The sequence below is a fragment of the Caulobacter sp. Root343 genome, from assembly GCF_001425745.1.
In the GTDB taxonomy this organism is placed as follows: Bacteria; Pseudomonadota; Alphaproteobacteria; order Caulobacterales; family Caulobacteraceae; genus Caulobacter.
In genome coordinates this window covers 260,303-285,602 of sequence record NZ_LMDF01000006.1, presented here as the reverse complement: position 1 = coordinate 285,602, position 25,300 = coordinate 260,303, and the positions used below count along the sequence as shown (strand labels likewise).

The 25,300-nt window shown below is 68.3% G+C and carries 21 protein-coding genes and 2 tRNA genes; 13 read left to right on the top strand and 10 right to left on the bottom strand.

Annotated features, from left to right (window positions below):
• Positions 1 to 55: 55 nt before the first annotated feature.
• Both ASC70_RS09045 and ASC70_RS09040 read left to right on the top strand, forming a co-directional pair.
• On the top strand, positions 56 to 604 hold the full coding sequence (locus ASC70_RS09045) for a GNAT family N-acetyltransferase (protein WP_056049131.1): 549 nt from the start codon (positions 56 to 58) through the stop codon (positions 602 to 604).
• A gap of 82 nt (positions 605 to 686) precedes the next feature.
• Complete coding sequence (locus ASC70_RS09040; protein WP_056049127.1) at positions 687 to 2,495, top strand: ATP-binding protein; 1,809 nt, start codon at positions 687 to 689, stop codon at positions 2,493 to 2,495.
• A gap of 225 nt (positions 2,496 to 2,720) precedes the next feature.
• Here ASC70_RS09040 and ASC70_RS09035 read toward each other — a convergent pair whose 3' ends face one another.
• Positions 2,721 to 3,152 (bottom strand): MucR family transcriptional regulator, encoded by a 432-nt coding sequence (locus tag ASC70_RS09035; protein WP_056049124.1) that lies wholly within the window; start codon positions 3,150 to 3,152, stop codon positions 2,721 to 2,723.
• A 551-nt stretch (positions 3,153 to 3,703) separates the two neighbouring features.
• Positions 3,704 to 3,777 (bottom strand) — tRNA-Gln (locus tag ASC70_RS09030).
• A 165-nt stretch (positions 3,778 to 3,942) separates the two neighbouring features.
• Between ASC70_RS09030 and ASC70_RS09025 the strand changes: the two genes are divergently transcribed.
• The 3 genes from ASC70_RS09025 to ASC70_RS09015 all read left to right on the top strand — a co-directional run bounded on the left by ASC70_RS09025 (position 3,943) and on the right by ASC70_RS09015 (position 6,551).
• Positions 3,943 to 4,019 (top strand) — tRNA-Pro (locus tag ASC70_RS09025).
• Positions 4,020 to 4,193: 174 nt separating this feature from the next.
• Positions 4,194 to 5,981, top strand: coding sequence for a signal peptide peptidase SppA (gene sppA / locus ASC70_RS09020; RefSeq protein ID WP_047410477.1), 1,788 nt, complete (start codon positions 4,194 to 4,196; stop codon positions 5,979 to 5,981).
• 162 nt (positions 5,982 to 6,143) lie between these two features.
• Complete coding sequence (locus tag ASC70_RS09015) at positions 6,144 to 6,551, top strand: hypothetical protein (RefSeq protein ID WP_047410474.1); 408 nt, start codon at positions 6,144 to 6,146, stop codon at positions 6,549 to 6,551.
• Positions 6,552 to 6,716: 165 nt separating this feature from the next.
• Here the strand turns inward: ASC70_RS09015 and ASC70_RS09010 are convergent, their stop codons facing one another.
• Positions 6,717 to 9,884, bottom strand: coding sequence for a carboxypeptidase regulatory-like domain-containing protein (locus ASC70_RS09010; RefSeq protein WP_056049121.1), 3,168 nt, complete (start codon positions 9,882 to 9,884; stop codon positions 6,717 to 6,719).
• 599 nt (positions 9,885 to 10,483) lie between these two features.
• Here ASC70_RS09010 and ASC70_RS09005 point away from each other — a divergent pair.
• A complete protein-coding gene (locus tag ASC70_RS09005) occupies positions 10,484 to 10,888 on the top strand; it encodes a TIGR01244 family sulfur transferase (protein WP_056049119.1) in 405 nt (134 codons plus the stop codon).
• A 3-nt stretch (positions 10,889 to 10,891) separates the two neighbouring features.
• Here the strand turns inward: ASC70_RS09005 and ASC70_RS24895 are convergent, their stop codons facing one another.
• A complete protein-coding gene (locus tag ASC70_RS24895; protein ID WP_156136831.1) occupies positions 10,892 to 11,038 on the bottom strand; it encodes a hypothetical protein in 147 nt (48 codons plus the stop codon).
• 98 nt (positions 11,039 to 11,136) lie between these two features.
• Between ASC70_RS24895 and ASC70_RS09000 the strand changes: the two genes are divergently transcribed.
• Entirely contained in the window at positions 11,137 to 12,030 is an 894-nt protein-coding gene (locus ASC70_RS09000) for an MBL fold metallo-hydrolase (protein WP_056049117.1), read from the top strand.
• A gap of 151 nt (positions 12,031 to 12,181) precedes the next feature.
• On the opposite strand, the gene ASC70_RS08995 is transcribed toward ASC70_RS09000, so the two are convergent.
• The gene (locus ASC70_RS08995; RefSeq protein ID WP_056049114.1) at positions 12,182 to 15,145 is read right to left on the bottom strand and encodes a long-chain-fatty-acid--CoA ligase; all 2,964 of its coding nucleotides are present in this window, start codon (positions 15,143 to 15,145) and stop codon (positions 12,182 to 12,184) included.
• 271 nt (positions 15,146 to 15,416) lie between these two features.
• Between ASC70_RS08995 and ASC70_RS08990 the strand changes: the two genes are divergently transcribed.
• Positions 15,417 to 17,174, top strand: a complete 1,758-nt coding sequence (locus tag ASC70_RS08990) for a response regulator (RefSeq protein WP_056049111.1) — start codon at positions 15,417 to 15,419, stop codon at positions 17,172 to 17,174.
• Positions 17,175 to 17,347: 173 nt separating this feature from the next.
• Here the strand turns inward: ASC70_RS08990 and ASC70_RS08985 are convergent, their stop codons facing one another.
• Positions 17,348 to 18,847, bottom strand: a complete 1,500-nt coding sequence (locus ASC70_RS08985) for a bifunctional aminoglycoside phosphotransferase/ATP-binding protein (RefSeq protein ID WP_056049110.1) — start codon at positions 18,845 to 18,847, stop codon at positions 17,348 to 17,350.
• Positions 18,848 to 18,991: 144 nt separating this feature from the next.
• Between ASC70_RS08985 and ASC70_RS08980 the strand changes: the two genes are divergently transcribed.
• Complete coding sequence (locus tag ASC70_RS08980; RefSeq protein WP_047410454.1) at positions 18,992 to 19,612, top strand: TetR/AcrR family transcriptional regulator; 621 nt, start codon at positions 18,992 to 18,994, stop codon at positions 19,610 to 19,612.
• On the opposite strand, the gene ASC70_RS08975 is transcribed toward ASC70_RS08980, so the two are convergent.
• Positions 19,597 to 20,400, bottom strand: coding sequence for a helix-turn-helix domain-containing protein (locus ASC70_RS08975; RefSeq protein ID WP_056049107.1), 804 nt, complete (start codon positions 20,398 to 20,400; stop codon positions 19,597 to 19,599). The genes ASC70_RS08980 and ASC70_RS08975 overlap by 16 nt on opposite strands.
• Before the next feature lie 135 nt (positions 20,401 to 20,535).
• Between ASC70_RS08975 and ASC70_RS08970 the strand changes: the two genes are divergently transcribed.
• A complete protein-coding gene (locus ASC70_RS08970) occupies positions 20,536 to 21,519 on the top strand; it encodes a VOC family protein (protein WP_056049104.1) in 984 nt (327 codons plus the stop codon).
• Here the strand turns inward: ASC70_RS08970 and pdxH are convergent.
• A complete protein-coding gene (pdxH, locus tag ASC70_RS08965; RefSeq protein ID WP_056049100.1) occupies positions 21,508 to 22,176 on the bottom strand; it encodes a pyridoxamine 5'-phosphate oxidase in 669 nt (222 codons plus the stop codon). The two genes, ASC70_RS08970 and pdxH, sit on opposite strands and share 12 nt — an antisense overlap.
• Positions 22,177 to 22,268: 92 nt before the next feature.
• On the opposite strand from pdxH, the gene ASC70_RS08960 reads away from it, so the two are divergent.
• The 3 genes from ASC70_RS08960 to ASC70_RS08950 all read left to right on the top strand — a co-directional run bounded on the left by ASC70_RS08960 (position 22,269) and on the right by ASC70_RS08950 (position 24,119).
• Positions 22,269 to 22,970: a DnaJ domain-containing protein gene (locus ASC70_RS08960; RefSeq protein ID WP_056050538.1), complete on the top strand. Its 702-nt coding sequence runs from the start codon at positions 22,269 to 22,271 to the stop codon at positions 22,968 to 22,970.
• Positions 22,971 to 23,244: 274 nt separating this feature from the next.
• Positions 23,245 to 23,661 (top strand): organic hydroperoxide resistance protein, encoded by a 417-nt coding sequence (locus ASC70_RS08955; protein WP_056049097.1) that lies wholly within the window; start codon positions 23,245 to 23,247, stop codon positions 23,659 to 23,661.
• Positions 23,662 to 23,672: 11 nt separating this feature from the next.
• Positions 23,673 to 24,119 (top strand): MarR family winged helix-turn-helix transcriptional regulator, encoded by a 447-nt coding sequence (locus ASC70_RS08950; protein WP_056049095.1) that lies wholly within the window; start codon positions 23,673 to 23,675, stop codon positions 24,117 to 24,119.
• A gap of 2 nt (positions 24,120 to 24,121) precedes the next feature.
• Here the strand turns inward: ASC70_RS08950 and ASC70_RS08945 are convergent, their stop codons facing one another.
• Positions 24,122 to 24,538 (bottom strand): DUF4282 domain-containing protein, encoded by a 417-nt coding sequence (locus ASC70_RS08945; protein WP_162247195.1) that lies wholly within the window; start codon positions 24,536 to 24,538, stop codon positions 24,122 to 24,124.
• A 100-nt stretch (positions 24,539 to 24,638) separates the two neighbouring features.
• On the bottom strand, positions 24,639 to 25,184 hold the full coding sequence (locus tag ASC70_RS08940; RefSeq protein WP_056049093.1) for a hypothetical protein: 546 nt from the start codon (positions 25,182 to 25,184) through the stop codon (positions 24,639 to 24,641).
• Between the last annotated feature and the right edge of the window lie 116 nt (positions 25,185 to 25,300).

Genomic DNA, 25,300 nt, shown 5'->3' with positions numbered 1-25,300 from the left:
CCCCACCCCTGCCCCTCCCCGCAGGGGGGAGGGGTTCGTGCTTTCGAGGATCTAGATGCTGACTATCCGCCCCTCCACCGACGCCGACGTGCCGGCGATCGCCGGCGTCTATGCCTGGAACGTGCTGAACGGCCTGGGCACCTTCGAGGAGATCCCGCCGGACGAGGCCGAGATGGGCCGTCGCCGCGCGGCCTTCCTGGATCGCGGCCTGCCCTATCTGGTGGCCGAGCTGGACGGCGAGGTGGTCGGCTATTGCTACGCCGGCCCCTTCCGCCTGCGCGCGGCCTACCGCTACACGGTCGAGGACAGCGTCTATGTCTCGCCCAAGGCGGTCGGGGCCGGCGTCGGCAAGGCCCTGCTGACGGCGCTGATCCAGGCCTGCGAGGACCTGGGTCTGCGCCAGATGTGCGCGGTGATCGGCGACAGCGGCAACGCCGCCTCGATCGGCCTGCATGCGTCGCTGGGCTTTGAAAAGAAAGGCGTCTTCCCGGCCATGGGTCACAAGTTCGGCCGTTGGGTCGATCTGGTCTGGATGCAGCGCTCGCTGAACGGCGGCGGCGACACCCCGCCCGACGGGCCGGGACTGAGCCTCAGCGGCGTTTGAATTGTAAAATTTTGTTCTTCCGAAACAAGGCTTAACCAACCCGCCCCTAGACTACTCAGCTGAGGAAAGTCGGGGACAGGTCTTGGCGGTTTCGAAGACTGACGAGCGCCAGCGGACGAAGGTCGCGCTGATGCAGGCCTACGTGCCGATCGCCCGCGGCTACCTGATCGCCGCGGCGATTTACTATGTTCTGATCAGTCTATCCCACCCGTTCTACGAGCAGCGCCTGGCGCTGCTGGTGCTGGAAGGCCTGGCGGCGTTTTCGGCGCTCTATGCGTTCTGGAGCTGGATCGCCGTACGGCGCGGCCACATCATGGGCCGGCCGCTCGAGGCCGTGGTCCTAGGCATGAACGCCCTGTTCCTGAGCAATGTCCTGGCCTACCAGACCCTGCATTTCGAGCCGCAGAAGCTGGTCTATTTCGTGCTGATGGCCCTGGTCTTCGCGACCTCGGCCCCGAGCCGGCGGGTGTCGCTGGTCAGCGTGGCCGCCGCCATCGCCAGCCTGGCCTGGGTGGCTCGCCACGCCTCGCGGGAGACCATCGACCAGTTCATGTTCGTAGGCTTCGCCGCCGCCTTCTCGGCGGTCGGCATGTCGGCCCTGATGCGCGGCGTGGTGGGTCGCGAGGTCCGCGCGCGCCTGGCCAGCGAGGCCTTGAACGCCGAGCTGGCGCACGAACTGGCCGAGAACCGCCGCCTCAAGACCGCCGCCCAGGACCTGGCCCTGGCGGCCGAGACCGCCAACCGGGCCAAGACCGAGTTCCTCGCCACCATGAGCCACGAGATCCGCACGCCGCTGAACGGCGTCCTCGGCATGGCCCAGATCATGAGCGCCGGCGCGCTGGACACCGACCAGCGCCGGCGGCTCGACACGATCAGCGCCTCGGGCCAGTCCCTGCTGAGCGTCATCAACGCCATTCTCGATATCTCCAAGATCGAGGCGGGCAAGATGGAGATCGTCGCCGCGCCGTTCGACCTGACCGCTCAGCTGGACGCCCTGCGCCAGCTCTATGGCGGCCTGGCCCGCGACAAGGACCTGGAGTTCAGCCTGGAAATCGCCCCCGAGGCCGCCGGCTGGCGCCTGGGTGACGCCGAGCGCCTGCGCCAGGTGCTGTCGAACCTGATCTCCAACGCCGTGAAGTTCACCGAGGCCGGCTCCGTGCGGATCATCGTCGAGGGCGACGACCGGACGCTGTCGGCGCGGGTCATCGACACCGGCGTCGGCATCCCGGAAGAGCAGCAAGACCGCCTCTTCACCAAGTTCGCCCAGCTGGACAGCTCCAGCACCCGCCGCGCCGGCGGATCGGGCCTCGGCCTGGCCATCTGCAAGACCCTGGTCGAGCTGATGGACGGGACCATCGACTTCTCGACCCCCGCCCAAGGCGGCGCCTGCTTCTCGATCGCCGTGCCGCTGCCCCAGGTCGCCGCCGCGCCGCCCGCCCCCGTCCTGGACATCGCGCCGGCCGAAATCGACGACATGGCCGCGCCGAAGGTCCTGGTGGTCGACGACAACCAGACCAACCGCGCGGTGCTGCTGACCTTGCTGAGCCACCTGGGCGTCGACGGCCACTTCGCGGTCGACGGACGCGACGCCGTGGCCATGTGGGAAAAGGACCGCTGGGACGCCATCCTGATGGACGTCCACATGCCGGTGATGGACGGCGTCCAGGCCAGCCAGGCGATCCGCGAAGGCGAGCGCCGCACAGGCCGTCCCCGCACCCCGATCATCGCTGTGACCGCTAGCGTCCTGACCCACGAGCGGACGCTCTACGCCGAGGCCGGCATGGACGCTCTGGTGCCCAAGCCGGTCGAGATTCCGCGCCTGGTCGAGGCGCTCGCCAAGGTGCTGGCGCTGGACAGCGAAGACGAGGCGGAAGCGCGCGGCGCGGCGTAGCACCCTTCTCCCCTTGCGGGAGAAGGTGGCCCGAAGGGCCGGATGAGGGGTCGCACAGACAGAAACGCCGCGACTAGCCGATGGGCCGGTCGCGGCGTTTTCGTTCTTCAACCCCTCACCCGACCGCCTTCGGCGGCCACCCTCTCCCGCAAGGGGAGAGGGGAACCAAAAAAGGGGACGCCCGCCGCGTCCCCTTTTCCGTGTCTGGAAGGCTTTGGAAGCCGATCAGCCCTTGCGGCCGCGCGGCGCCGTCTTGCCCTTGCGACCGCCCTGGCCCAGGCCCAGGGCCTTGGCCATCTTCGAGCGCGCTTCGCTATAGGCGGGCGCGGTCGTGGGATAGTCGTTCGGCAGGCCCCACTTGGCCTTGTACTCGGCCACGGTCATGCCGTGGGTGGTCAGGTGGCGCTTCAGCGTCTTGTACGGCTTGCCGTCCTCGAAGCTGATCAGGGCCTCTGGTGTGATGCTCTTGCGGATTTGAGCCGGCGTCGCCTTGCTTACGGCTTCGACGGTCGGCGCGGGCGGCGCGCCAATACCAGCCAAAGCGTCATGCGTAGCGCGGATCAACGCCGGAAGTTCCGAAACTGGCGTGACGTTATTGGCCACATAGTTGGCCACGATTTCAGCCGTAAGCTCGATCAGGGTAGCTTTGTCTTCCACGATTATAACTCCATTCCCCTTTTATCCGCAAATACACCCTAGCATCAGAAACACAAGTAGTTCGAGGCCAGATTCTCATCTGACTTCGTGAATTCTCGTAACAATCGACTATCGAGGAGCGGGTTCAACGAGGCGAATTTTCGTCAACTATACCGATGACAACGTTGTTCTCAGACACGAAACCGGAAGCTAAACCCTTGCGTGCGCTGCTCTATCTCGCAACTGCGAACTCAACTTGCCGCCTTGTGACGGATTACCGGGCAAATACCGCCGTACGGCCGACTCGCACCGCCACGAAAGGCCAGGAACGGCCTTGGCGTCTTCGCCCGACGCGTCATTGTCTCGACAATTGCGCATCTGCACCTATCGGCGGAACATTCGATCGGCGGCGAGCCAAGATCGGGAACGGTTCGTGAGCGTATAGGTCGCCGCCCGACCAAGCTTCACCGACATGACGACCCGCCACGAGGTCGTGGCCGACGTTCGGCGCGCGGAAGCGCCCGAGGCCCAAGAGAGGGCCCCAAGATAACCGGACTATTGGCGGGAAGAAGTGGCTGGGGAACTAGGACTCGAACCTAGAATGACGGTACCAAAAACCGCAGTGTTACCATTACACCATTCCCCAGCAGGAACGGCGAGACCCGTCAGGGCCCGGCGAGGCGGTGGAGATAGCGCACGAGTCGGACGGATGCAACGGGACTTTTCAGAAGTTTTCTCGCGCTGTCACACGAACCTCGAAAAAGGCGCTTGCGCCCTCCGGAACGCCCTCCTATAAGGCCGGCCTCCAAGTCGGAGTGTGGCTCAGTCTGGTAGAGCACTGCGTTCGGGACGCAGGGGTCGCAGGTTCGAATCCTGCCACTCCGACCATTTCTCCCCCGCTAGCCAGAAGCGGGAAACCTGCCAAGAAAACAGAAGCTTAAACGCCGCGAAAGCGGCGTTTGGCCTGTGCGCCGGCCAAGACCCGTTTCGTTGCGCGCTCTTCATTTGGTCGCAACCAGAACAGCGGTTAGCTTGTCGGCGTTTTCGCAAGCAGGACCTCCGATGAAGCAGTTCTTCCTGACCGTCGCCGGCGTCTTCGTCGGCCTCTTGTTGTTCGTGGTCGGAGTGCCTTTCCTGCTGATCGTGATGGCCGCCGGCGCCGCGCGGCCCGCGCCCGTTCCCACCCATACCGTACTGCAGCTGGACCTGCGCGGCGGCCTCTCGGACCAAGCGCCCAAGAGCCCGTTCGCGGCCTTCAGCGGCGGCGGCGGCGACTCGGTGATGTCGATCATCGAAACGCTGCGTCGCGCCGAGAAGGACGACAAGGTCGAGGCGATCCTGGTGCGCCTGCCCGAGGGCGGCGTCGCCCCGGCCGCCGCCGACGAGCTGCGCCTGGCCTTCAAGCACTTCCGCGAGGTCGGCAAAAAGCCGATCTACGCCCACAGCCAGGGGCTCTACCCTTCGGGCATGATCACCTCGACCTACATGCTGGGCGCGGCGACCAGCGAGTTCTGGATGCAGCCCGACTCGAGCTTCCAGGCCGTCGGAGTCTCGTCTGAATCGATGTTCTTCAAGCGCTTCTTCGACAAGTACGGCGTCAAGGCCGAGTACGAGCAGCGCTACGAGTACAAGAACGCGGTCAACCCGTACCTCTACAGCGACTACACCCCGGCCCACCGGGAATCGACGCTGTCGTGGATGGGGTCGGTCTATCGCACGGCCCTGACCAGCGCCGCCGTCGACCGCCACAAGGACCCGGCCCTGCTGACCAAGACCATGGAAGACGGCCCCTACAGCGCCCAGGAGGCGCAGGCAAAGGGCCTGATCGACAAGGTCGGCCAGGTCAGCGACATCCAGGCCTTCGCCCTCGACAAGGCGGGCAAGGGCGCCAAGCTGGTCGACTTCGACGACTATGCCAGCCGCTCCAAGCCGCCGACCGTGAAGACCGGCCCGGCCATCGCCGTGATCGGGGCCGAGGGCGCGATCGTCACCGGCGCGGGCGGCGGCGGCGGCCCGTTCGGCGGCGACAGCAACGTCTATTCCGACGAGGTGGCCAAGGCCTTCCGCGACGCGGCCGAGGACAAGGACGTCAAGGCCATCGTGTTCCGCGTCTCCTCGCCGGGCGGCTCGGACACCGCCTCGGAGCAGATCCTGGCGGCCATGAAGAGCGCCAAGGCCGCCGGCAAGCCCGTCGTGGTCAGCATGGGCACCTATGCGGCCTCGGGCGGCTACTGGATCTCCAGCCAGGCCAATGCGATCGTCGCCGAGCCTTCGACCCTGACCGGCTCGATCGGCGTCTATGGCGGCAAGTTCGCTCTGGGCGACGCCCTGGCCCGCTTCGGCGTCGACACCAAGGACCTGCACGTCGGCGGCGCCTATTCCGAGGCCTTCGGGTCGGCGGAAGGCTTTACCCCCGACCAGCGCGCCAAGTTCGCCGGCTGGATGGACCGCATCTATGCCGGCTTCATCAGCCGCGTGGCCGAGGGCCGCAAGCTCCCGCCCGAACGCGTGCGCGAGATCGCCAAGGGCCGGGTCTGGACCGGAGAGCAGGCCAAGCAGCTGGGCCTGGTCGACGAACTCGGCGGCTTTTACCAGGCCGTCGACAAGGCCAAGGCCCTGGCCAAGCTGGACGGCGACGTCCGCCTGAAGCGCATGGACGGCGGCAAGTCGCCGTTCGAGGCGTTCGAACGCTTCCTGGGCGTCAGCGAGACCTCGGCCAAGACCCTGGCGGCCGCCGCCTGGGTGCTGGGCGACCCGCGCTCGCAGGCGATCCTGGACGAGATGGCCCACGCCCGCCTCCGCGCGGCCCCGGGCGGCGCTTCGGTGCTGGCGGATACGCCGCTGCGCTAGACCCGCGAGCGGTCTCGAAACGACGAAGGCCGCCCGTTCGCCGGGCGGCCTTTTTCGTATTCGGTCCAGGAGAACCGAGGCTCAGCGCGCGGGCGCTAGGAGCGGACATTTTGATCGTCCGTTGCGGGTGATGAGCGGACATGCGTCGGCTATCCTGGCGACATGACGACGCCTACCAAACATCATCCGAGCTTTCTGAAGCTGCTCGCCTTCCTCGCGAGTATCCCTGCCGTGCAGACCAATGAAACGCCGTGGGGTGGATTTGGTACGGGTATCGACGAAAGCGGATGGTGGGTGAAGCTATCGCTGGACATCGACCATCCTCTCGCCTGGAACGTCGTGCAGGAGATAGGCTACGTCCTCAACGAACTATCCGTCTCCGAGCGCTTGCCGACGGTGTTCAAGCCGGTGTCGCCGCCGCCATATCTGAATGGCGGGCCGCGCGACTATCTCTCCTGGGTCGTCGAGTGCCGGGATCAAACCCTGAAGCCTGGAACGGTTGCTGATTGGCTGGAGAGCCGCCTGCCCCAACCTGTCGACGATATCTCGGCTTGGCCAACGGACGAGTAAGTCGAACTTCCGCTCAGGGTCGGAAGCGGCAATGCCGGCCTGAGCGGCAAGCGGTCCCACAAAGCTCTGCGCCAAGCAGCGTCGCCGCCGGAACCTCCCGCCCAAAAGAAAACGGCGGGCTCCTTTCGGAGCCCGCCGCCATCTTCAGGTCTAGTCCGTCGCTTCTTAGAAGGTCAGGTCGAAGCCGACGCGAACATAGCGCGGCGTCTGGTAGGTGGTCGGCTGGCCGAACACCGGCTTGCGGCTCGCCGAGAGCGGGCTGCCGGCGGCGGGCGCCGTGTAGAGGGTGCCGCCGTTTTCAGCGACGTTCTGGACGTTCACCGGCTTGCGCGAGTTGAAGATGTTGAAGACATCCACGCGCAGGACGAGGTCGCCCTGATAGGGGACGAACTTCGGCACCGTGTAGCGCAGCGAGGTGTCGAACGCGCTCGCCCAAGGCGTGCTGACGCCCTTGCCTTGCGGCACCAGCTTGCCACCGCAGTAGTGGGCGAACGACGGGCCGTAGTTGGCTTCCAGGACCGGGTCGTTCGGGTCGTAGCCGATGCAACCCACCCGACGGGGCGAGATGATCGTGCCGCTGGCGCCGAGCAGCAGGCCGTCGAACACCTGATACGAACCATAGCCCTTGAAGACGTGGGCGTGGTGGTTCGGCAGCAGGCCGTAGGCGCCTTCGACCAGGGTCGGCGTGTCGAACTGCAGGGTGATGCCCGAGTCCGTCTGGCCGCTGGCGTAGTCGCTGTACGACGAGCCTTCGTAGTTACCCTTCAGCTCCGACAGGGTGTAGGTGCCGTGGAAGCCCCACTTGCCGTCGAAGGCCCGGTCGAACGAGAAATCCAGCGCGGTGTATTCACGCTTGGGCTTCGGATAACCAAGCTGATCGGCCGTGAAGGTGATCGTCGGCAGAACGGTGCTCGTCGAGGACAGCGGGTTCTGCAGGCGAACGGTCGCGGCCGAGCCCGGGTTGATGATCGCGTAGTCGTTCAGCGTGCCGTCGTAGTTGTCGCAGCCGCCGCCCGGCGCCAGGGAAAGGCCCTTTTGCTTGCAGTAGGCGCGCACGGCGTAGTCGATGGCCACGTCGTCGGCGCCTTCAACCAGGTTCCGATAGGTCAGGGTCACGCCGACGGTCCACAGGTTCTCGAACTTGTGGCTGTAGCCGATGATGTACTCGTCTTCTTCCGTGGCCTTCAGCTCTTTGCTGTGCTGCTGGTCGGCGGCGTAGAACGAGCCATCGTTCTGGTAGGTACAGCCGATCACGCCCGCGGCCGAGGCGCCGCCGGCGATACAGGCGCGAGCGCCCGTGAAGCCGACGAGTTGGGTTCCAAGCCCGCCGGTCGGCAGACCGGTCGTCGGGTTCGGCGTGTAGCCGGCCAGATTGTAGTAGCGCGAGGTGAAGTCGTAGGTGCCAGCCGCCTGACGATAGGCCGTGTTGCCGGCGATGGGCAGGAAGTACTTGCCGTAGTTCGCGAACAGCTTGTCGCGACCTTCACCGGTGGGGTCCCAGGTGACGCCGATGCGCGGGGCGATGTTGTTCTTCAGATTGGCGAAGACGACGCCGTTCGAACCCGCCTGCTTGAAGCTGTCGCTGCGGACCCCGAGGTTGAGCGTCACGCCACGGATAGGCTCCCAGGAGTCCTGGACGTACCAGGCCTTGTTCTCGCCGTCGAACTCGCCGCCGGAGATGAAGGTGCGGGCTTCGAGGTACTGCGTCCCCGCGGCGAGGCCGTAGACGTTACCCGCGACCGCGGTCTGGTAGGTGTACGCCGCGTTGCCGGTGTATTTCGAGAAGTGGGTCAGATAGTCGTCTTCGTGGTCATAGCCGCCCCGGATGTGGTGCGTGCCCACGAGATCGAAATAGAGGTCGGCGTCGACGCGATAGAAGTTGCGCTTGGTCTTGTAGGGCTGCTGGATCGCCGAGACCGACTGCTGGCTGATCGTCGATGCGGTGCCGGTGCGCCCATCCTGTACGAGCGGGTCGGTGGTGTTCAGCGGCAGGACCGCGAGGTTGTCCTGGTTGCGGCCATAGGCGGCCGACAGGGTGAACCAGTCGGTGAACGAGCCCGTGTACTTGAACACGAAGTTCTCGCCGCCCGTCGGGAAGTTGGAGCCCGACTTGAAGGCGCCGACCTTGTCGGTGAACTGGTTGTAGCCGTAGACGCGGCGCTTGGTGACGTCGTTGGTCCGGAAGTAGGTGGCTTCCAGGTGCTGGCGCGACGTCAGATAGGCGTCGAGCTTGGCCCCGTAGAAGGCTTGGCCCGACCGGTCGACGGTGAGGTTCTCGGCGCCGTTCGGGTTCGCCGTCTCTCTAGCCGAGGTGGCGCTGGCCGTGCGGGTGGGCTGGTTGGCCGGATTGGTTTCCAGATTGCGCAGTTGCGCCAAGGCGTACAGGAACAGGTGGTCCTTGATGATCGGGCCGCCGGCTTCGAAGACCAGGTCCTTGGAGCTGCGCTTCAGGTGGTTGCCCGCGTTCAGATAGGTGTCCTTCTGGTCGGACCGCCACTTGTTCGGCTCGTAGTTGCCGTGAACGGCGAACATGAAGTCGTTCGTGCCGGACTTGGTCGTGGCGGTGATGACACCGCCGGTCGCGCGGCCGAACTCGGCGGGATAGCCGCCGGTCTTCACTTCAAACGTCTTGTAGAAGTCGAACGGCACGTTGGCGCCGCCGAGATAGGTGTTGAAGTTGGTGATGTTCAGGCCGTTGATGAAGAAGGCGTTCTCCGACACCGAGGCGCCGCCGACGGCCACCTGGCCCGCATAGTTGCCGGCCGCGCCTTGAATGGCGCCAGGCGCGAGCAGGGCCAGACCCTGGGCGCTGCGGACCACGGGGACCGACTTCACGAGCTGTTCCACGTCCACGGCCAGGCCGGTCGTGGTTTGGGAAAAGTCCAGCTCCGGCCGAGCCGTGGCCGTGATCACCACCTCGGCGACTTCGCCGACGCCGGCCATGGTGAAGGTGTAGTTCGACTCACCACCCGCGCGGACCGCGAGGCCGGCGTTGTTGCTGGGCTGGAAGCCGTCCTTCGAGACCGTCACCGTGTAGGCGCCGGTCGGGATCAGCGGCGCGCGGAAGGCGCCGTTGGCGTCGGTCGTCGAGTTCTGCGTAACGCCCGTCTGTTGCGAGCGCACGGTCACCGCCGCGCCGGCGACGGGAGCGCCGGCCGAGTCCAGGACGCGACCGTTCAGCGTGCCGCTCGTATAGTCCTGCGCCAAAGCCATGGTCGGGATCGTGGTGGCGATCGCCGTGACCGCGATCGGCGCCGCGATCGCGAGGCCCGCGAGCAGCGTCGATGTCAGTAGACGCGCGCGCGCGCTACCCTTCGTGGAATGGTTGCTCATAAAAATCCCCTCTGAGCGTGGCGCTGGGCGGCAGACCGGACAAAAACCCCTCTAGAAACTTTGTCCGACCTGGAGCGGAAATCCGCCTAACGGCGCCACGAGATCACTGGTGTCCCGGAAACATTTCCCCGGTTAGGGCGACGTTAGGGGGGCGCGCCACCGAGGGTCAATTGTCATTGCAAATTTGTAATCCACATCGCCACCCCCTGTCGCAAAATCGCCACAGGGTCGCCGCTTTTCGAAAGATCAACGCTCAACGTGGATACCCCGCCCACGCAAAAGCCTGGAAGACTTTGATCACCCGATTGTTTTTTCGTGGCAATTTCGCCTAAGTCGAACGTCGTTTTCGGAATTCGTGTTTCTAAGAATTCTTTGCGACAACATACCCCGACCTGATTGACAATTGCCAAATCGTTCCATGTCCAGCGGACCAAGGATAAAAGTTTTTTAATCTTTGGCGCGAAACGAGCACGTTCCTTTCGGCAAAGCTCGTTTCGCGCGCACGCTTATGGACACCGGTGACCATTGCCTAGGCGCCCGCCCATCGCGAAGATGCGGCGGCGGCGGCGTGCGCCGCGCAATCTTGTTCCGGCGAACCCATGAGCGATTTCCGACGCGTCACCGACTCTCTCTCCGTCAGCCCGCAGGTCACCGAAGCCGACATGGCCCGGGCCGCGGCTGAGGGATTCGCGCTGGTGATCAACAACCGCCCCGATGGCGAGGACCCCAGCCAGCCGTCCGGCGCGGCGATCGAGGCGGCGGCGCGGGCGGCGGGCCTGGATTATCTGCACGTGCCGGTGCGCGGCGGGCCGACCCAGGCGCAGGTCGACGCGGTGCGCGCGGCGGTCGAGGCCGCGAACGGACCGGTCCTGGCCTTCTGCCGCTCGGGTACGCGCTCGATCGTCACCTGGTCGATCGGCCAGGCGCTGGCGGGCGAGGATCGCGAGACCCTGGTCAACCAGGGCCGTGAAGCGGGCTACGACCTGTCGGGGGTGCTCCCTTAGGTCTTAGAAGGCGGTCGACTCGCGGGCCGCCATCGGCGTCGGTTCGGGCTGGCAGCTGGCCAGGGCGAACTGGGCCAGAATGATACACAGGATGGCGAAGGCCGCGCGCTGGAGCCGTTTCGAGACAAAAATCGCCGCGTCCGCCGTCATGGCCAGTCCTTCCAGGGTTACTGGAGGGCTCCAGCGCAAGACCGGCGCCGGCGATCTGGCCGCCCTTTTGGGCCAACCCTTGGAGAAGGAGCGTTCCGATGATCCCCTTCGTCCGCGAGCTGGAGTTCGAATACGGCCGCTGCGACCAGGTCTCGCCGCTGATCCGGCGGGTGATCGCCCGCAATCCCGGCCCGTTCACCTACACCGGCACCGGCGTCTATATCGTCGGCCGGAGCGAGGTGGCGGTGATCGACCCAGGCCCGGACCAGGCCGAGCATTTCGAGGCCCTCAAGACCGCCCTGGCCGGCGAGCGGGTGACCCACGTGCTGGTCACCCACCATCACCTGGACCACTCTCCCCTCGCCCATCCGCTGGCCGAAGCGTTCGGCGCCAAGGTCTACGGCCGGCCCGCGCCGGTCGATCACGGCGAAGCCGCCGCGCCCGGCCTCGAGGAAGGCGCCGACGGCCGCTTTCGGCCCGACGTCGAGCTCGCCGACGGGGACGTGCTGTCCGGTCCTGGCTGGACGCTGGAGACGGTGACCACGCCCGGCCACACCTCGAACCATGTCTGCTTCGCGCTGAGGGAAGAAAACGCCCTGTTCAGTGGCGACCACATCATGGGCTGGTCGACCACGGTGATCACGCCGCCCGACGGCGACATGGCCGACTATTTCGCCAGCCTGGAGAAGGTGCGGGGGCGGGCCTTCGACACCCTGTGGCCGACCCACGGCGCGCCGGTGCGCGAGGTCGCGCCGTTCGTCGACGCCTATGTCGCCCACCGCCGGGCCCGCGAGGCCCAGATCCTGGCGGCCCTGGGCGCGGGCTTCACGACCATCAAGGCCATGGTGCCCAGCCTCTACGCCGCCGTGGACCCCCGCCTGCACCCGGCCGCCGCCCACTCCGTGCTGGCCCACATGATCCAGCTGGTTCGGGAAGGGCGGGTCGTGGCGGCCGGGGAGCCGGGGATCGATACGGCGTACGGGCTGGCTTGAGGGCCTCTTACTCCGACCTTCCTGGCGAAAGCCGGGACCCCGATGGAAGAGCGCTGGGGTGGGCTCTAGAAACGTAACGCCGATCCAATCATCTCCAGCGCTTCGAGATCTGGGCCCCGGCTTTCGCCGGGGAGATCGGATCTATTGAGACCTACCCCCTCACCGCCTTGATCAGCCCGCCGATCCGCGCGCAGTTGCGGCCCTGGTCGGGGCCGGCGTCGCGGCCGATCGAGCGCATGTCCAGGCGAGAGCCTTGGGCGTCCGGGCGCACCCGCACCACCAGGTCGTCGGTCAGGCCGTACCAGAAGCTGCGAGCGGTGGCCTCCAGGCGCCCGTCCATCGGGTCGTCGGTGACCAGGGTCATGCCCGAGGCCATCACCGCCGCCTTCACCGCCTCGTAGGCGTCGCCCGGCGCGCGCGCGCTGACCAGGGGACGGGCGGCCGGGCAGGTCTCGGCGTTGATCTCGGCCAGGCGCCGGCCCGCATAGGCGGCCGAGCCGACCGGCAGGCTGGGATCGTCGTCGACCAGCTCGGCCGAGCCGCCGCGCGCCGCCATGGCCGCGTCCGACAACGCCAGCGGCGTCTTCCAGTCGGTCGAAACGTCGTGGATGGGCGGCGACTGCCCCAGCAGCGCCTTGGCCCCGTACATCACCGCGAAGGTGGCGGCCGTGATCACCAAACTGAACACCGCCGCCTTCCACAGGCGGGCGAAACCGCCGATCAGGGCGACGACGACACCCAGCAGGCCGGTGGCGACGCTGACGAAGGCCAGCTTCGGCGCCCAGTCCAGGGTCATGGAGGTGTAGCCCAGCGGCAGGCCGATCAAGCCCAGCTTGACGCCCAGCGCGCCGCCGCCGGCCAGGATGGCGGGCGCCAGGGCGGCCAGGATCGCCAGGTCCAGATAAAGTCGAGCCCAGGCCGGCGGCTTGCCGGAAGCCTTGGCCGAACTCTTGGCGGACTTGGCCGTCTTCGCCTTCGCGCGCCTGCCCGGCGTGATCGGCATGGCGAACGGCAAGGGCTCGGCGGCCTCCCCCGTCACCGGCTTGACCCGGGGCGCCTCGGCCTTGGAGGGTTCGTGCAGGCGCAGCGGCGGCTCGGGTTCCGGCGGGATAGGCGGCGCCGCGACGGTCGTGGCCTCGGCCTGGGGCGCCGGCTGGGCTGGTTCTCCGGCGGCGGCGATCGCGGCGGCCTCGGCGATGATCGTGTCCGTGGCCGACACGGCCGAGGGTTCGGGCTCCGCGACGTCGGGGTCCTGGAGCTCGGACTCCAAGGGCTCGGGTTCGGCGTGGGCGGCGGGTTCGACCTCAAGCGCGGTCGCGTCGAGCACGGCCTCGGGCTCGACCTCGCGCGGCGGGTCCGGCGCATAGATCACCGAGGCATGGGCCCCGTCGGCGGCCGCCAGGGTCGGGACTACGGCTGACTCAGGCTCAGGCTCCGGAGCCGGGGTCGGCTGGACCGGCGTGTCCGGCAGCTTGTAGCCCTCGTCGGCCAGGCGCTTGCGGATCAGCTTCTTGTCGATCTTGCCGGTCGCCCCCAGCGGAATCTCGTCGACGAACAGCACGTCGTCGGGCAGCCACCACTTGGCGATCTTGCCCTGGAGGTAGTCGATGAACTCCTCCTTGGTCGCCGTCTCGCCGTCCTTCAGCTTGATCAGCAGCACCGGGCGCTCGTCCCACTTGGGATGGGCCGCGCCGACCACCGCGGCCAGGGCGACCTTGGGATGGCCGACGGCGATGTTCTCGATCTCGATCGTGCTGATCCACTCGCCGCCGGACTTCACCACATCCTTGGCGCGGTCGGTGATCTGCATGAAGCCGTGCGCGTCGATCGTGGCGATGTCGCCCGTATCGAAGAAGCCGTCCTCGTCCAGGATCTTGCCGCCCGCGCCCCGGAAGTACTCGGCGGCGATGATCGGGCCGCGGATCTTCAGGTGGCCGAAGGCGTGGCCGTCGTGCGGCAGCGGCTTGCCGTCGTCGTCGGTCAGGCACAGCTCGACGCCCAGCGGCGGCCGGCCCTGCTTCAGGCGATACGGCATCTGCTGGTCGTAGGGCAGCTTGGCCAGCTCGTCGGTCATCACCGACAGCGTCCCGACCGGCGAGGTCTCGGTCATGCCCCAGGCGTGGACCACCTCGACGTCATAGTCCTCCTGGAAGGCGCGGATGATGCTCTCGGGGCAGGCCGCGCCGCCGATCACCACCTTCTTCAGGGTGGGCAGCTTGGCGCCGGTGCTCTTCAGGTGCTGCAGCAGCATCTGCCAGACGGTGGGCACGGCGGCCGAGAAGGTCACCCCCTCGGTATCGAGCAGTTCGTAGATCGAGGCGCCGTCCATCCTGGCGCCCGGCATCACCATCTTGGCGCCGGTCCCGGGAGCCGAGAACGCCACGCCCCATGCATTGGCGTGGAACATCGGCACGACCGGCAGGATCACGTCGTTCTGCGACAGGCCCATCACGTCGGGCTGCAGGGTGATGAAGGTGTGCAGGAAGTTGGAGCGGTGCGAGTACAGCACGCCCTTGGGGTCGCCGGTCGTGCCCGAGGTGTAGCAGAGGCCCGCGGCCGTGCCCTCGTCGAACCCGCCCCAGGCGCAGTCGGCGTGGTGCTGCTCGACCAGGTCCTCATAGGCCAGCAGACCCTTGAAATGCAGCGCCTCGCCGGCCAGCGGGAACTCGGCCGGCATATGGTCACGATCGGTGAACACGACCACGTGCTCGACGTGCGGCAGGCGCGGCAGCACCGCCTGGAGGATCGGCAGGAAGGTCAGGTCGGTGAAGATCACCCGGTCGCCGGCGTGGTCGGCGATCCAGGCGATCTGCTCGGGGAACAGGCGCGGGTTCAGGGTGTGGCACACCGCGCCGATGCCCATGATGCCGTACCAGGCCTCCATGTGCCGGCCGGTGTTCCAGGCCAGGGTTCCGACCCGGTCGCCCGGCTTGATCCCCAGGGCCAGCAGGGCGTTGGAGACGCGCTTGGCGCGCTCGTGGATCCGGGCGTAGGTCGTGCGCACGATCGGCCCCTCGACCGAACGGCTGACCACCTCGCGACCGCCATGCCACTGGGCGGCGTGGTCGATGATCTTGTCGAGGGTCAGCGCCCCATGCTGCATCAATCCCTGCATCGAACCCGCTCTCTCGGTCGCTTATCGTTATGGCTTATCGTTGTTCAGGCGAGGCTATCGGTGTGCGGCGCGGCGCGCAACGCGCAGCCCTCCAGGCGCGAACAGAGGGGGCGCGAACAGAGAGGACGCGAACAGACCAGGCGCGAACGCGTTGGTCGACTAGCCGACGATCCGCGTTAATCGGTCGCAGGTCGCCTTCAGAGACTCTTGGTTGCGATCGCGGGATAGTCATCGTCTGGGCGAACACGGTTCGCCCGCTAGGAGACGCCTCTTGAGCTGGCTGGCGGAGACACTGGCCGACGAGCGGCTGGACGAGGTCGCGGCCGACATCCGGCGGCTGGGGCCCTCGCGCATCGTCTCCGGCTGCCTCGGCGCCGGCGTGATCGGCCTGGGGCTGGGCTACCGGATCGCCCTGGCCTGGCTGGCCAGCTTCCTCGCCGCCGAGGGCCTGGCGTTCCTGGCGACGCGGACCTTCGGGCGCGGCCGCCCGGGCAAGCGCCACGAGCGCGCGGCGTTCATGCTGGCCGCCATTCCCGTCAACGGGAGCTGGGCGGTGCTGGCCACGCTGCTGTGGATGCAAGGTTCCGACAAGCTGAAGATCGCGGCGGTGGCCATCTGGTGCGGCCAGCTGATCTTCACCCAACAGTATCGGCACCAGCCCTTGGCCCTGCTGATCCTCAGCGGCCTGGCCCCGGTGCTGTGCCTGATCGTCTTTCCGTTCTTCTTCCTGGCCGGGTCCGACCCGGTGACCCAGGCCACGCGCTGGTCGCTGGTGCTGCTGATCGCCGTTACCGTCAATGTGGCCCTGCGCAACCGCGCCGCGGCCCAGCGGATGGACGAGCTGACCCGGGGTCTGCGCGACGAGCGCGAACGCGCCCTGGCCGCCGCCCGCGCCAAGTCGACCTTCGTCGCCGTCGCCGGTCACGAACTGCGCACGCCGATGAACGGCCTGCTGGGCATGGCCCACGCGCTGGAGCGCTCGGACCTCGCGCCGGGGCAGCGCCAGCAGGTGGAGCTGATGATCAAGTCGGGCGACAGCCTGATGCGGCTGCTCAACGACGTGCTGGACCTCTCGCGGGTCGAGGCCGGCAAGGTCGAGCTGACGCCGGAGCCAGTCGATCCGCGCGTCGTCGTCGCCGACGTGGTCGACGCCTGGCGCGCGGCGGCCGAGGCCAAGGGCCTGTCGCTGGTCGTCCGCTTTGGCGACGAGGTCCCCGCCTGCATCGCGGCCGACCCGCTGCGCATTCGCCAGGTGCTGACCAACCTCGTCTCCAACGCGGTCAAGTTCACGGCGCGGGGCCAGGTCGGCGTCTCGGTCAGCGCCGAGCCGGCGGACGGCGGGCGCCTGATCCGCTTCGCCGTTTCCGACACCGGTCCCGGCGTGCCGGTCGAGGCGATCGACCGGGTGTTCGACAGCTTCACCCAGGCCGACGAGACGATCTCGCGCGGCTATGGCGGCGCCGGGCTGGGCCTGGCCATCTCGCGCGCCGTGGCCCGCCAGCTGGGCGGTGACCTGGTGCTGACCCCCAGCGCCGTCGGCGCCTGTTTCGTGCTGAGCATCCGCGCGCCCTTGGCGCTGGCGCCGATCGCGCCCGAGCCGGAGCCGCAGGTCGACGACGAGGCGCTCGGTCAGATCCACGTGCTGATGGCCGAGGACAACGCCGTCAACCAGCTGGTGGTGCGCACCATGCTGGAGCCCGCCGGCGTGGCCCTGACCGTGGTCGAGAACGGCCAGGAGGCTCTCGAGGCCATGTCGCAGGAGCACTACGATTGCGTGCTGATGGACATCAACATGCCGGTGATGGACGGCATCACCGCCCTGGAAGCCATCCGCGCCGGCCGCGCGGGCGATCCCGGCCTGCCGGTCATCGCCCTGACCGCCTCGGCCATGGCCGGCGACCGCGAGCGGTTCCTGGGGCTGGGCTTTGACGACCACCTGGGCAAGCCGGTCAAGCCCATGGACCTGATCACGGCCATCATCCGCGCGGTGAATCCGGATCCGCCGGACGAGGGTCTGCAGGCGGCTTGATTATCCCTCTTCCCCTGCGGGAGAGGGTGGCCGCCGGAGGCGGTCGGGTGAGGGGTCGAAGGCGAGTTCCGCCGCGATGGCGGTCGATCCCGGGCGCCAAGCCGACAGGACTATCGACCCCTCATCCGTCGGCTTCGCCGACACCTTCTCCCGCAAGGGGAGAAGGGAAAAAATCACCCCATCGCCTCCGCCAGGGCCCGGGCCTCGTCCTCGAAGGCGCTGACGGTGTCGACCCGGCGCCAGGCGATCTCGCCGGTGTCGCGGGCCAGCTGACTTTCCAGCACCGCCACGTCGGCGTCCGAGGCGTCGTTGACGCGGGCCGCGACGCGGGCGCGCAGCACCTCGGGCGGCGCCTCCAGCCAGACGCCCTGGAACGCGACGTCGACGCTGCTGGCCAGCGCCTCGGCGCGGGCGCGCTCCTCGGGCTTGAGGAACACCGCGTCCAGCACCACCGAGCGGCCGGCCTTCAGGCACAGGGCCGCGTCGCCGAACAGCTGGTCGTAGACCCGCGTGCTCATCTCCGGCGTATAGGCCTCGCGCGGCAGGCGCTGCAGCGAGGGGACGCCCCACAGGCGCTTGCGGATCTCGTCGGTGCGCAGGACCACCGCGCCGGGGGCCGAGCCCAGGCCGGGGGCGCAGACCCGCGAGAAGGTCGACTTGCCCGAGCCCGACAGGCCGCCGGCCGCCACCAAGCTGACCGGACGCGGCGCCAGGTGCTCGAGGGCGGTCTGCAGATAGGCCCGCGCGGCCTCGTCGTCGCCGGTATAGGCCCAAACGTGGGTGCGCACGGCGGCGCGGACGCTGAGCATCAGCGGCAAGGCGGCCAAGCCGGTCCACAGGCCTTCGCCGAACGTACGGGCGGCCTCGTCCAGATAGGCGTTCAGCACCCGGCCCGCCGCGTCGCGGCGGCGGCGGAAATCCAGGTCCATCAGCAGGAAGGCCAGGTCGTACTGCACGTCGATGTCCGACAGGGTGTCGTTGAACTCGATGCAGTCGAACAGGATCGGCTGGCCGTTCTCGATCAGGATATTTCCCAGGTGCAGGTCGCCGTGGCAGTGGCGGGCGAAGCCGTCCTTGGCGCGGCCGTCCAGCAGGGGCGCGAGCCGCTCCAGGGCGATGTCGGTCTCGTGCACCAGGCGCTCGACCGCCTGCTTGCCCAGGCGACCGGAGAGGCCGCGCAGCAGGTTGGCGTTCGAGCGGATCGTGTAGCCCAGGGCCGAGACCCCGCCGCCTTGCGGACGCAGGGCCGAGCCGGCGTGGAAGCGGGCCACCGTGCGGCCCAGCGAATCCTCCAGCGCGTCGTCGATCGCCCAGGGCTGGGTGGCCAGAACCCCGTTCTGATCGAAGCGGCGCATCTCCAGCAGGTATTCGACGATCTCGCCGCCGCCGTCGAGCTCGAGCCCGCCGTCGGTCATGCGGGTCAGGCAGCGCACCTCGCGATAGATGTCCGGCGCGGCGGCGCGGTTGAAGGTCAGCTCGCGCTCCAGCGCCCAGCGGCGCAGCTCCAGCGTCGAGTAATCCAGGAAGCCGAAGTCGACCGGCCGCTTCACCTTGAAGGCCGAGCCGCCGATCAGGAACACCCGAGCGCACGAGGTCTCGATCGTGCTCTCCGCCCGGCCTTCGAACCAGGCGGCCACTTCCTGCTCGCGCGCGGCTTCCGCGTCCTTGATCACGCCTTCGATCCCATCAGTGCCCGCGCGAAAATCGGCGCCGGGGCTGCATAGCCGAAACCAACAGACGAGTCCTCTCGCGCAACCCTTGCTTAGGGTCCATTTTCGCGGCTAGATTGCATCGAAGCCTAACAGTGCGAGTCTCACATGCTTGTCGGCGCGGGTCTGAAGCGATCGGGGCACAAGCGCGAGGAAATCCTCGGCTCGGCCAGGAATTTGTTCTTGCGCCAGGGCTATGCCGACGCCGGCATGGAGGTGGTGGCGCGCGTGGCGGGGGTCTCGACGGCGACCCTGTACGCCTACTTCCCCAGCAAGGCCGACCTGTTCAAGGCCATCGTCCTGGAGACGGTCAGCGGCATCGCCGCCCCGGTGCGCGAGGCCGTACGGACCAAGGGCGACGCCCGCACGCGGCTGACCGCCCTGGCTGTCGCCTACGCCACCTTCTTCTCGCGTCCCGACACCCGGGCTATGTTCCGCATGGTCACGGCCGAGCGCCGCCGGTTCGAGGACGTCGCCGAATACTTCCTGCAGAGCGCCCGCGACGAACTGGGCGGGGCGGCGATCTCAGTGATCAACGACCTGGTCAAGACCGGCGAGCTCAAGGTCGAGAAGCCCTCGTGGGCGGCCGGCCAGCTGATGGGCATGCTGGACCACGTGACCCTGGTCCTGGGCCTCTCGGCCGGCGACGAGGTCCAGCCTCGGCGGCCGCTGAAAGTCATCGCCGAGGACGCGGTGGAGACGTTCCTGGCGCGCTACGGGGCGCGTTGAGCCAAGCCCTCCAAGACCTCGCGGGTGCGTGCGTCGGTCGGGAAGCAGCACTCGATCCGCAGTTCCTCCAGGGTCACGTCGCGCGGCATGGCGAAGGTGGTGATGGTCGAGAAGAACGAGAGCTCCCCTTCCCCATCGCGCATGACGGTGGTCAGCAGCGGCGACGGCGGGGTCGCGAAGTCCAGCTGGCGCCAGCGGGTCGGCACGCCGGGATAGGCGAGGACTTCGGCGACCAGGGCGTGGCCGACCTCGTCGCCAGGCGTGGCGGCCAGGGCGTGCTGCAGGTTGCCGATCACCGCCCCGGCGATCTCGTCCCAATTGACGATCGTGCGGCGCACGTCTTCCGGGTCGAAGATCTGCCGGATCATGTTGGCGTGCCGCGACGGGCGCCCGCCCAGCACGTGCGAGACTATGCGGTCGAAGCCCTTGTTGGACTGGACGATGTTCCAGTGCCGGTCCAGCACGCTGGCGGGAAACGGCTCCTGCTGGGCCAGCAGCAGGTCGATCGCGCGGCGGACCTCGGTCAAATGCGAAGTGGCCAGGGCGGTCTCGGGATAGATCGGGGCGTAGCCGGCCGCCATCAACAGGGCGTTGCGGTCGCGAAGCGGGATCTCCAGCGTCTCGGCGATGCGGATCACCACGTCCCGGCCCGGCTGGGCCTTGCCGGTCTCGACGCAGCTGAAATGGCGCGACGAGACGTCCGCGGCCGTGGCCAGGTCCATCTGACTCATCCGGCGCGCGGCGCGCCAGCCGCGCAACAGAGCGCCGAAATGCGGGGTCGAGAGCACCTCGCGAAGCTAAGCCACGACGTCACGACGTCAATGACCTCCAAGGTCATCGCGCCATGACCTCCAGGTCATTGATCCGCATTCCCGCCACGCCCTAGCTTGCCGACGCGGCGATCGGGCCGCGGGAGACGACGCGTGAAATCCTTTCTGACCATCGGCCTGATGCTGGCCCTGTCGGCGGCGGCGCCGGCGACCGCCGCGCCGGTCGCGCCGACGACCCGGCTCGACCACGTGCTGCTGTGGGGGCGCGGCATCGACGAGGTGACCTCGATCATGGCCGTGAAGCTGGGCTTCCAGGTCCGCGCCGGCCGCGACACCGGCGGCGTCGCCAACCGCTATATCCGCTTTTCCGACACCAGCTTCATCGAGCTGCTGGGCGTCACCCGCGCCAATCCTGACTACGATCCGGGCATGAAGGACGACCGGATCGCCCTGAAGGAGCAGCCTGGCGCGCGCACCTTCGGCTTCCGCTCGTCGAACGTCGACGCCGTCCAGACCTCGCTGAGGGGCCTGGGCTATCCGGTCACTCCGATGTTCGCCGGCCCCGACAGCAGCAAGCCCGGCTGGCGCCTGTTCGCCTTCGACAAGGCCCCGCTGTCCAGCAACACCTTCTATATCGACTACAACCCCGCCTACGCGCCGGACCAGGCCGACCCGGCCAATAAGGACGACTGGCGGGTGACGCGCGAGCATCCCAACAGCGCCCGGAGCCTGTCGGCGATCTGGCTGGTGTCGAGCGATCCCGAGGCCGATCGCAAGGCTCTGGAGCGCATGGGCCACGGCGGCGCGGTCCCGGTCAGCCTGCCGGCGCTGGGGGCCAAGGGCTATTGCGTGCCGGTCGGCCCGACGGCCCTGCTGACCCTGGCTCCTGACGGTCCGGGCGCGGCGGCGGAGACGCTGGCCCTGGGCCCGCGCATCCTGGGCGTCAGTCTTGCCACCGCCGACCTCGGCCGCGCCCAGCGCTGGGTCGAGCGCGGCTATGAGCGCAAGCTGACCCGCTATGCCGGCCTGTCGGGCGAGGCGTTCCTGGCCCCGACCCAAGGCGACCTGGGGATGCTGATCGAATTCCACGCCGTGTCGAAGGCGGGCGCGAACCCGTGCGGCTCATCAGGGAAATAGCCGCTTGGTCGTCCAGCCGCCCTCGGCGCGATCGAACACCAGCCGCTCGTGAAGGCGGAACGGACGGTCGCGCCAGAACTCGATGCTGACCGGGACGACGCGATAGCCCGACCAGTGCGGCGGTCGGGGCACCTTGGAAAGGCCGAACTTCAGGCCCATCTCGGCGACCCGCTTCTCCAGGGCCAAGCGGTCGGGCAGCGGCCGCGACTGGTCGCTGGCCCAGGCGCCCAGCTGGCTGTGGCGCGCGCGGCTGGCGAAATAGGCGTCGGCCTCGGCCTCGCTGACCGGCTCGACCACGCCCCGGATCCGCACCTGGCGGCGCAGCGACTTCCAGTGGAACAGCAGCGCCGCCTTGGGCTGGCCTTCCAGCTCGCGGCCCTTGGCGCTGTGGGTGTTGGTGTAGAAGACGAAGCCACGCGGATCGAAGTCCTTCAGCAGCACCATGCGCGAGTCCGGCATGCCGTCGGCGTCGACGGTCGAGACGGCCATGGCGTTGGGATCGCTGGGCTCCTTCTTGCCCGCTTCCTCCAGCCATTCGGCGAACAGGGCGAACGGATCCTCCTCCGACAGCAGGGCCGGCGGCGTCGCCTCGGTCACCTGGCGGACATAGTCGTCCTCGCTGGGCGAGGCGGGGATCAGGGTCGGGTCGGCGCTCATGGGACTGATATAGGCCGCCGGCGCGCGAGGGGCCACAGCCCTGAAAGTCTTAACTTAACCCGCCGTTGACCATCCGGCGTCAGGGTCGCCGCATGACTGCCCGCGCCTCCGCCCTGACCCTTTCGGCCGCCCGCGCCCTGCTGGGCGTGGCGCCGGACGCGGACGAGCGCGAGCTGCGCACCGCCTATCGTGAGGCCGCCAAGCGGGCCCACCCCGACCGTCCGACCGGCGACGCGGCCCTGTTCCGCGACGTGCTGGCCGCCTACCGCCTGCTGCAGGACCACCCGTTCCAGCCGACGACCTTCCCGCCGGCCGTGACCAACGCCGTCCCGGTCGTCGACCGCGTCTTCCTGGAGATCGACATCGCCACGGCCGTGGCCGGCGGCGCCGAGGACCTGGCCATCGATGGCCGCCATCTGCGCCTGAAGCTGCCGGCCGGCCTGCGCGAAGGCGACAAGGTCCGTGTCGAGGGCGTGACGTTCGAGGTCCGCCTGCGGGCCCAGGACGGCGCCCTGGTGCGCGGCGACGACATCTGGCTGACCGGCAAGGTCGATCCGCGCGTCCTGGCCGAGGGCGGCCGGGTCGACGCCGACACCCCGCTGGGCCCGCGCCCGGCCTGGATCTCGACCAAGGCCGCCGCCCGCGGCCTGGTCCGCCTGCCCGGCCAGGGCCTGCCCGCCCGCGCCGCTCACAAGGCCGGCGACCTCTTCCTGCGCCTGGAAGCCGCCGAAGCCGGCGCCGAAAGCCCGGCCCGGTCCCTGCTGAAGCGCTTCGCCGCGGCCTGGGCGGCTTGAAAGCGAACTCTCCTCCCCATTAGGGGGAGGTGGCTCGCTGCGAATACGCATCGAGACGGAGGGGGTCCGCGAAGCGGCGGGGCGTCCGCCGATGCGCAGGGCCCCTCCACCGCCGTTCGGCGGTCCCCCTCCCCCAGAGGGGGAGGAAAGTCGACGCTAAACGGCGCCCATCAAACAAAATTCAATCGCGCGCGATCTTTTTCACGGTCGCGCCCTTGCATTTATATCGCGCACGATTAAATCGTTCACATCAATCAAGCCAAGGACCTCTCCGATGACCACCCTCTACACCACCCGCGCCACCGTCGTCGGCGGCCGTGACGGCCACGCCCGCAGCGAGGACGGCCTGCTGGACGTGCAGCTGTCGATGCCCAAGGCGCTGGGCGGCAAGGAAACCGGGACCAATCCCGAGCAGCTGTTCGCCGCCGGCTACGCCGCCTGCTTCCAAAGCGCCATGGCCCACGTCGCCCGCACCCAGAAGATCGCCCTGACCGGCTCGACCGTGACCGGCCAGGTCGGCCTCGCCACCCAGGAGGTCGGCTTCAAGCTGGAAGTCGCGCTGGAGGTCGAGACCCAGGGCCTGTCGCAGGCCGACGCCGAGGCGCTGGTCGCCACCGCCCACCAGGTCTGCCCCTATTCCAACGCCACGCGCGGCAATCTCGACGTGGCCATCACCGTCAAGGCGGCGTAATCGATAGTCCGATGAGCCAGAAACCCGCGTCGTCCGATCGTCCGCCCGAGGCCCTGCGCCTGGACAACCAGCTGTGCTTCGCCCTCTACGGCGCGGCCAATCGGATGACGCGGCTTTATCGGCCGATGCTGGACGCCCTGGGCCTGACCTATCCGCAGTACCTGGCCATGCTGGTGCTGTGGGAGGCCAGTCCCCGGACGGTCGGCGCCCTGGGCGACGCCCTGGACCTCGACTCCAGCACCCTGACCCCGCTGCTCAAGCGCCTGGAAGCCGGCGGCCTGGTCGAGCGCCACCGCGATCCCGACGACGAGCGACGGGTCATCGTGGCCCTGACCGACAAGGGCCGCGCCCTGCGCGACCAGGCCGAGACGATTCCCGAAAAGCTGTTCTGCGCTCTGGACATGCCGCTGGAGGCGGTGGGGACGCTGCGCGAGCGCCTCAAGACGCTCGCGAAATAGGGCTAGACCTGCTGCCGGGGCGGTTGGCCTTGCGGCGGCGGCGTCTGGCGAGCGCGGAAGACGGCATGGTCGGCGTCGCTGGTCTGGCGCAGGGCCCGCAGGTCCTCGCTGATCCGGAAGATGGCGACGTAGAACTCGCAGAAGGCGCGCCACAGCAGCACCAGCGCCCCGGCGACCAGCAGGCCGGCGATCAGCACCGGGAAGGCCAGCAGCAGCGAGCCGACGCCCGGCTCCTTCAGGGCCAGGCCGACGGCGGCGCCGACGACCGAGAAGCCGAACAGGGCCACGACCCCGAGGCCAGCCCAATAGATGAAGTGAATCACTGGCCCGGTGACCAGGCGATCGAACGTCAGCAAATCCCACAGCAGTGAGTTGGACCCACGCTTGGTCTTATTGGCCGGAGGCATACGGAACCCCAAGTCGGCGAAAAACGCCCGCTTATGGGGCCATCGCTATCAGTGACGAGCCCGCTCGGCAATGCCGAGCGGGCTCGCGGTCGCAACGTCTTGTGCGCGGACCTTATTGTTGCGGCTTGGCGCCCGCGACCGTCGCGTCGATCTGGGCCTTGGTGGCCGTGGTCGAGACGCTGCCGTCCGCCCCGGCGCTGAGGCTGTTGGCCGGCAGGGCGAACTTCACGCCGCCGTTGGTGACGATGACGTTGGTCGAGCCGTCGGCGCCCGTGCTGGTGCCGGTGATCTGGCCCACGGCGACGCCTTGGGCGTCCTTCACCGACGAACCGGTCTTGAAGCTGGCGACATTGGCCGAGCTGGGGGTGGCGGCGCTGTCGGCCGTGCTGGCCGAAGGCGGCGTGGCCGGCGTGGCCGGGTTGGCGGAGCTGACACCCGGATTCGCCGGGGTGGCTGGGCTGGCGGGCGTGGCGCCCGGCTTGGTCATCGATTGACCCGGAGCGGTGGACTGGCCCGGCGCGGTGGCCGAGGCGCCAGGCGTCGTGCTCTGGGTCGAGCTGGTCGCACCCGGGCTGGTGGTCGAGGTGCTCTGTGCGTAAGCGGCGCCGGCGAACGTCAGGGACGCAGCGGCGGCGAGCAGGGCAAGCTTATGGGTCATCTCATTACTCTCCGTCGGGGGCCCCTCCCGGCGGAAACAACGTGACCTTGCCGTGACGGTTCCGTCGGAGAGTCGACGCATGTCGCGATCGGCGCGTGTTTTATGTGACGCCCGCG

Excerpts from the sequence above, each read along its gene's own strand:
- ASC70_RS08950 (WP_056049095.1), top strand. The coding sequence starts at position 23,673 with ATGAGCCAGAAACCCGCGTCGTCCGATCGTCCGCCCGAGGCCCTGCGC.
- ASC70_RS08995 (WP_056049114.1), bottom strand. The coding sequence starts at position 15,145 with ATGCAGGGATTGATGCAGCATGGGGCGCTGACCCTCGACAAGATCATC.
- ASC70_RS09005 (WP_056049119.1), top strand. The coding sequence starts at position 10,484 with ATGAGCGATTTCCGACGCGTCACCGACTCTCTCTCCGTCAGCCCGCAG.
- ASC70_RS08940 (WP_056049093.1), bottom strand. The coding sequence starts at position 25,184 with ATGACCCATAAGCTTGCCCTGCTCGCCGCCGCTGCGTCCCTGACGTTC.
- ASC70_RS08980 (WP_047410454.1), top strand. The coding sequence starts at position 18,992 with ATGCTTGTCGGCGCGGGTCTGAAGCGATCGGGGCACAAGCGCGAGGAA.
- ASC70_RS09045 (WP_056049131.1), top strand. The coding sequence starts at position 56 with ATGCTGACTATCCGCCCCTCCACCGACGCCGACGTGCCGGCGATCGCC.
- ASC70_RS09000 (WP_056049117.1), top strand. The coding sequence starts at position 11,137 with ATGATCCCCTTCGTCCGCGAGCTGGAGTTCGAATACGGCCGCTGCGAC.
- pdxH (WP_056049100.1), bottom strand. The coding sequence starts at position 22,176 with ATGAGCGCCGACCCGACCCTGATCCCCGCCTCGCCCAGCGAGGACGAC.
- sppA (WP_047410477.1), top strand. The coding sequence starts at position 4,194 with ATGAAGCAGTTCTTCCTGACCGTCGCCGGCGTCTTCGTCGGCCTCTTG.
- ASC70_RS08960 (WP_056050538.1), top strand. The coding sequence starts at position 22,269 with ATGACTGCCCGCGCCTCCGCCCTGACCCTTTCGGCCGCCCGCGCCCTG.
- ASC70_RS09015 (WP_047410474.1), top strand. The coding sequence starts at position 6,144 with ATGACGACGCCTACCAAACATCATCCGAGCTTTCTGAAGCTGCTCGCC.
- ASC70_RS08955 (WP_056049097.1), top strand. The coding sequence starts at position 23,245 with ATGACCACCCTCTACACCACCCGCGCCACCGTCGTCGGCGGCCGTGAC.
- ASC70_RS24895 (WP_156136831.1), bottom strand. The coding sequence starts at position 11,038 with ATGACGGCGGACGCGGCGATTTTTGTCTCGAAACGGCTCCAGCGCGCG.
- ASC70_RS09010 (WP_056049121.1), bottom strand. The coding sequence starts at position 9,884 with ATGAGCAACCATTCCACGAAGGGTAGCGCGCGCGCGCGTCTACTGACA.